The organism is Caballeronia sp. BR00000012568055, from assembly GCF_029439455.1.
GTDB lineage: Bacteria > Pseudomonadota > Gammaproteobacteria > Burkholderiales > Burkholderiaceae > Caballeronia.
On sequence record NZ_JAQFVG010000029.1, the window covers coordinates 1 to 5,436 of the forward strand.

General features: G+C 60.2%; 6 protein-coding genes. 4 read left to right on the forward strand and 2 right to left on the reverse strand.

The features are described from left to right. The 3 genes from P7F28_RS02945 to P7F28_RS02955 all read left to right on the forward strand — a co-directional run. Positions 1–434, forward strand: a 434-nt coding sequence (locus P7F28_RS02945) for a PotD/PotF family extracellular solute-binding protein (protein ID WP_277182946.1), incomplete at its 5' end; no start/stop codon positions are given. A 32-nt stretch (positions 435–466) separates the two neighbouring features. After that, on the forward strand, positions 467–1,720 hold the full coding sequence (locus P7F28_RS02950; RefSeq protein WP_277182947.1) for an ABC transporter permease: 1,254 nt from the start codon (positions 467–469) through the stop codon (positions 1,718–1,720). Positions 1,721–1,745: 25 nt separating this feature from the next. Next, positions 1,746–2,573: an ABC transporter permease gene (locus P7F28_RS02955; RefSeq protein WP_277182948.1), complete on the forward strand. Its 828-nt coding sequence runs from the start codon at positions 1,746–1,748 to the stop codon at positions 2,571–2,573. 6 nt (positions 2,574–2,579) lie between these two features. On the opposite strand, the gene tcuC is transcribed toward P7F28_RS02955, so the two are convergent. Next, the gene (gene tcuC / locus P7F28_RS02960; protein WP_277182949.1) at positions 2,580–3,914 is read right to left on the reverse strand and encodes a tricarballylate/proton symporter TcuC; all 1,335 of its coding nucleotides are present in this window, start codon (positions 3,912–3,914) and stop codon (positions 2,580–2,582) included. A 112-nt stretch (positions 3,915–4,026) separates the two neighbouring features. Here tcuC and P7F28_RS02965 point away from each other — a divergent pair, with 112 nt between their 5' ends. After that, entirely contained in the window at positions 4,027–4,962 is a 936-nt protein-coding gene (locus tag P7F28_RS02965) for a 2-hydroxyacid dehydrogenase (protein ID WP_277182950.1), read from the forward strand. Between the two features lie 75 nt (positions 4,963–5,037). Here the strand turns inward: P7F28_RS02965 and P7F28_RS02970 are convergent. Beyond that, positions 5,038–5,436 (reverse strand): hypothetical protein (locus tag P7F28_RS02970; protein ID WP_277182951.1); only part of this gene is annotated, 399 nt, incomplete at its 5' end.

The window sequence follows — 5,436 nt, forward strand, 5'->3', positions numbered from 1 at the left end:
AGAATATCGTGTGGTGGGAGTCGGGTGCGCAGGCGCCGCAGTTGCTCGCGGACGGCGCGGTGGTGATGGTGCAGGCCTATAACGGCCGTATCGACGATGCCGCGAAGAAGGACAACAAGCCCTTCAAGGCCGTGTGGGATGCGCAGGTCTACGACTTCGAATGGTGGGCCATTCCGACTGGCGCGAAGCACGCGGATACGGCGGCGAAGTTCATCGTTTCGCAGGCCCAACCGAAAGCATCGGCGGATTTGTCAAAGTACATTGCGTACGCGCCGCCGCGCAAAGATGCCGTCGCACTTGTCGATAAACAACGCCTCGCCGATATGCCGACCGCGCCGGATAACTTTAAGCGTGCCGTGCAGATCAACGCGAACTTCTGGGCCGACAACTCGGATGCGATCAACAAGCGCTTTCAAGTCTGGCTGACTCAATAAGCGCAATAAGCGCATTAAACGAGGCCGAAAACATGCCCGCATCGATTCACGCCGCGACTGCCGGTTCCCCCACGAGAAGCGACGGCCGCGCGTCTTATCACAAGGCGCAACGGCGCGCGTCGATGCGGGCGTTATTGCTCGCCTTGCCGCTGATCTTGTTCCTGCTTTCGACGTTCATCGCACCGATCGCGCTGTTGCTTGCGCGCAGCGTGCAGAACCACGAAGTACCCGACAGCATGCCCGCGTTGTCACGCGCATTGAACGCGTGGGACGGTCAGGGCGTGCCCGATGAACACACGTTCGCGCTGCTCGCATCCGGCCTGAAAGATGCACAGCAAAGCGGACAACTCGGCACGGTCGCGCGAAGGCTCAACTTCGCGCTGCCCGAGTTTCGCAGTTTGCTGATGCGAACCGCCCGCAATATTCACGACGACGCGCCGCCCGCATGGAAGCCCGCGCTAATCGAGATGGATGCGCGCTGGAACGATCCTGAAACATGGCGCGTGCTCAAACGCGCCGCTGAATCGCCGACGCCGGACTATCTGCTCGCCGCCGTCGATGCGCAAGTCACGCCGCAAGGCAACGTGGCATCGATGCCGGCGAACGCATCGGTCTATCGTGAAGCATTCGGGCGCACCATTTCGATCAGCGCGGCGGTTACCGTGCTGTGTCTCGTACTTGGATATCCCGTTGCGTGGCTGCTTGCAAATCTGCCCGATAAAAGCAGTAATCGCCTGATGCTGTTTGTGATCGTGCCGTTCTGGACTTCGCTACTCGTTCGGACAACTGCATGGTATGTGCTGCTGCAACCGGGCGGCGTGATCAATAGTCTGTTGATGGGACTCGGCCTCGCAACGCATCCTGTCCCGCTTATTTTCAATCGCGCGGGCGTGTTGATTGGCATGACGCATGTGCTGCTGCCGTATATGATCCTCGCCATTTATTCGGTCATGAAAAGCGTCTCGCCCGTGTATGTGCGTGCGGCGAAGTCGCTGGGTGCGCATCCTTTTACCGCGTTCGTTCGCGTGTATATGCCGCAGACTTTTCCCGGTGTCGGTGCGGGCTGCTTTCTGGTGTTTGTGCTCGCGCTCGGTTACTACATCACGCCTGCGTTGTTAGGCGGTGCAGGCGACGAAATGATCAGCCAGCTCATCGCGATTCAAACCAACACGCAATTGAACTGGGGACTCGCGGGCGCGCTATCAGCGTATCTGGTGATTTTCACGGCGATCTTCTATTTCCTGTTCAACCGTATTGTTGGTATCGACCGGTTGCGGTTTGGCTGATGCGTGCGCAATGAGGAAATCGACTATGCAGGACAAACGCAATACGGTACTGACCGAACGCATCGCGGCGCGCGGCGTGCGTGTGCATACGGCAATCGTACTGTTCTTTCTGATCGCGCCGATTCTTGCGATCATTCCATTATCGTTTAATTCGGGTTCCTACTTTTCTTATCCGCTGCAAGGTTTTTCTTTGCGATGGTATGAGCAAGCGCTGACGAGTCCGGACTGGCAGCGCGCGTTGATGAATAGCATCGGCATTGGCGTGGCATCGACGCTGATTGCGACGTGTCTCGGCACGCTTGCCGCGTTGGGTCTTTCGCGCACGCAGTTTCCGCTGCGCTCGCTCATCATGCCCATCATCATCTCGCCGATGATCGTGCCGATTGTCGTCGTAGCCGCAGGCTTTTATCTGATTTTCGCGCCGCTCGGGTTGGTGAATTCGTATCCGGGCGTGGTGCTTGCGCATGCGGCGCTGGGCACGCCGTTTGTGGTTATTACGGTGACGGCTTCGTTGTTATCGTTCGATCAGAGCTTGTTGCGCGCCGCGTCGGGTTTGGGCGCGCCGCCGTGGATCGCGTTCCGGCGTGTGACCTTGCCGCTCATCACGCCCGCCGTGGCGACGGGCAGCGTGTTCGCGTTCGCCACATCGTTCGATGAAGTCATCGTGATTCTTTTTATCGGCGGGCCGGATCAGAAGACCGTGCCGCGCCAGATGTGGAGCGGTATCCGCGATTCGATCGATCCTTCGATTCTCGCGGTGGCGACTATGCTGATCGTCTTTGCAGTGCTGCTATTTGCGAGCATCAATTGGCTAAGATCACGCGCGGCTGCCGCCAACCGCGCGCTTGCTTAACGCCCTTCAGTGCAACTCTGCCGTCTGCCTTTCCGCCGTCTTCTTCTGATTCAACGCCAGCGCCGCAAAGAAACTGATCGCCGCATTGATCGCGAGCCACACGCCGACCATCGCGCTGCTGTGGAAGGTGTGCGTCAGCCACGTGAGAATGGCCGGTGTAAATCCGCCCAATACCGCGGCCGCAACAGCCTGTGCGAACGCATAGCCGGAAGTACGCGCGCTCGGCGGCACGAGTTCCACCATCGTCGCGACCTGCACGGCGCTGTACGCGCCATAGATAAACGAGAACCACAACTCGGCGACCGCGAACTTGAACACGCTCGGTTCCGCAGCGAGCCACGCCATCAGCGGATACGCCGTCACGGCAGCGAGCAAAGTCACGGTAATCAGCATCGAGCGGCGATTCACGCGGTCCGCGACCTTCGCCATGATCGGCAGCCAAATGAGCACAGACAAGCCGCCAAAGAACAGAATCACGAAGCCCGCAGGCGCGCCCAGATTCAGGCTCTTGATGAAGGTCGGCGCGTAAGTCGTGATGGTCTGCGAGGTCACCGTCGCCATCGACACCATGCCCATGCAGAGCATGATCAACCGCCAGTCTTTGACCAGACTCGTGCAGATTTCGGACACTGTCGGCGCGCGCTTTTTCTTCGCGAACACTTCGGTTTCAGCCAGGCTCGAACGCAGCCAGAACATCACCGGAATCACGAGACAACCGAGCAGCAGCGGAATGCGCCAGCCCCACGCATGCAGGTCTTCGGGCGCGAGCCAGAACAGCAAGGCGAGACCCACGAGCGATGCCACCATCACCGAAATCTGCTGACTGCCGGCCTGCCAGCACGTGTAAAACGCGCGCTGTTTCGGCGGCGCGATTTCCGCGAGATACACGACCACGCCGCCCAGCTCCGCGCCCGCCGAAAAGCCCTGCAACAAGCGCCCGAGCAACACGATGATCGGCGCGGCCATGCCGATGCTCGCGTACGACGGCGTACACGCCACCGAGATAATCCCCAGCGACATCAGCGATAACGCCATGATCAGCCCCGCGCGCCGCCCGTGCCGATCGGTGTAAGCGCCGAGTACGATCGCGCCGACGGGCCGCGCGAGAAAGCCGAACGCGAAGGTCATCAGCGACATCATCAGCGAGACGTATTCGTTGTCGCTCGGGAAGTACGTCTGCGCGATGTAGCGCGCGTAGTAGCCGTAGATCATGAAATCGTAGATCTCCAGCGCGTTGCCGGCCACTACCTGAATGATCGGCTTGACGGCGACTTTCGACCGGTCGGCGCTCGCATCGGCCGTGGGCGAGAGCCCTGGGGATGCCACCGCTGTGTCCTTCATGTCTGCTCCTGTGGATGGTTTTTCGTCGCGTTGAATCGATGATGATTGCGCAATCATTAGTTGATGTATGATTGCGCAATCATCCCTAACGAACAACTCGGGTTAACGCGCAATGAAGCCAGACGTTTTGCTGATCAATCCCATGCTGCCCGCCATCGACCAGGCGCTGCGCGACGCGTACACCGTGCACAACTACTACGAGCAGGCCGACAAAAGCGGTTTTATCGATGAAACCGGCAGCAGGATTCGCGGCGTGGTCACCGGCGGCGCATCGGGTATCGATGGCGCGCTGATGCGCAGGCTGCCGGCACTGGAAGTGATCGCGGTGAACGGCATCGGCACCGATGCGGTGGATTTGGAGCAGGCCCGCGCGCGCGGCATCCATGTATCGACCACGCCGGGCGTGCTCACGGACGACGTGGCTGATCTCGCGCTTGCGCTGCTGCTCGCCGCGTGTCGCGGCATCTGCCAGAGCGACCGCTATGTGCGCGATGGCAAGTGGGGCAAAAGCGCGCTGCCGCTCGCGCGACGCTTCAGCGGCATGCGCGTGGGTATCGTCGGAATGGGACGTGTGGGGCGTGCGATTGCAACGCGTGCGGCGGCGTTCGGCTGCCCGATCAGCTATACCGATCTGCGCGCGATTCCCGACGTGCCCTACACCTTCATCGCCGATCTGCACGCCCTCGCGCGCGACAGCGATGCGCTCGTGCTCGCGGCATCGGCGGACGATGCGGAGGGCATTATCGATGCCTCCGTGTTGAATGCGCTCGGGCCGCAGGGTTATCTCATCAACGTGGCGCGCGGCAGGCTGGTGAACGAGCGCGACCTGGCCGAAGCGCTGGAAGCCGGGCGCATCGCGGGCGCGGGGCTGGACGTTTTCGCCGATGAACCCAACGTGCCTTCTGGGCTTATCGACGAACGCGTAGTGCTGCAGCCGCATCGCGGCAGCGCGACGGTGCAGACGCGCACGGACATGGGCAATATCGTGCTCGCGAGTTTGGCGGACGCGTTCGCGGGACGCCGCCCTACAACCAGCGTTACGACGTAGGCGATCCCAATGGATATTCCGATACGCGAAGCCACTAACGCAGGCAGGATCTCTATCTGACGAACACGCCCATTTTCAGATCGTTCTTCCTGGAAGCATAGGAAGTATGTCCAGATAACCCTGCACGTTACGTCGGGCGCTCGCGGCGGCGTCCGTAGCACCTTGTGGAGAAAACACCATGCTTGCGCTGCAAGTGGCCGGATTCGCAGAATAGATACCTTGGTAACCCGTGACTTGGGCCCCGGTTGCATCGGCCATCATCTGGGCGTTCGAGTCTCGCCCATTCTTTCCCCCCGTGGCGCTATGGCAACTTCGATAATCAATTGTCTTAACGTGCTGATTGTCCGGATTTCTCGCATATTGCTGTGCCGCTGCCCATCCGCTTTGATAGTGCCCGGCCCCCTCTCCTTCCCCTACAACGTATTTGTTGCCGTGACATGTAATGGTATCCGCGAAGTTAATATAAGGCACGAG

Excerpts from the sequence above, each read along its gene's own strand:
- P7F28_RS02955 (WP_277182948.1), top strand. The coding sequence starts at position 1,746 with ATGCAGGACAAACGCAATACGGTACTGACCGAACGCATCGCGGCGCGC.
- tcuC (WP_277182949.1), bottom strand. The coding sequence starts at position 3,914 with ATGAAGGACACAGCGGTGGCATCCCCAGGGCTCTCGCCCACGGCCGAT.
- P7F28_RS02965 (WP_277182950.1), top strand. The coding sequence starts at position 4,027 with ATGAAGCCAGACGTTTTGCTGATCAATCCCATGCTGCCCGCCATCGAC.
- P7F28_RS02950 (WP_277182947.1), top strand. The coding sequence starts at position 467 with ATGCCCGCATCGATTCACGCCGCGACTGCCGGTTCCCCCACGAGAAGC.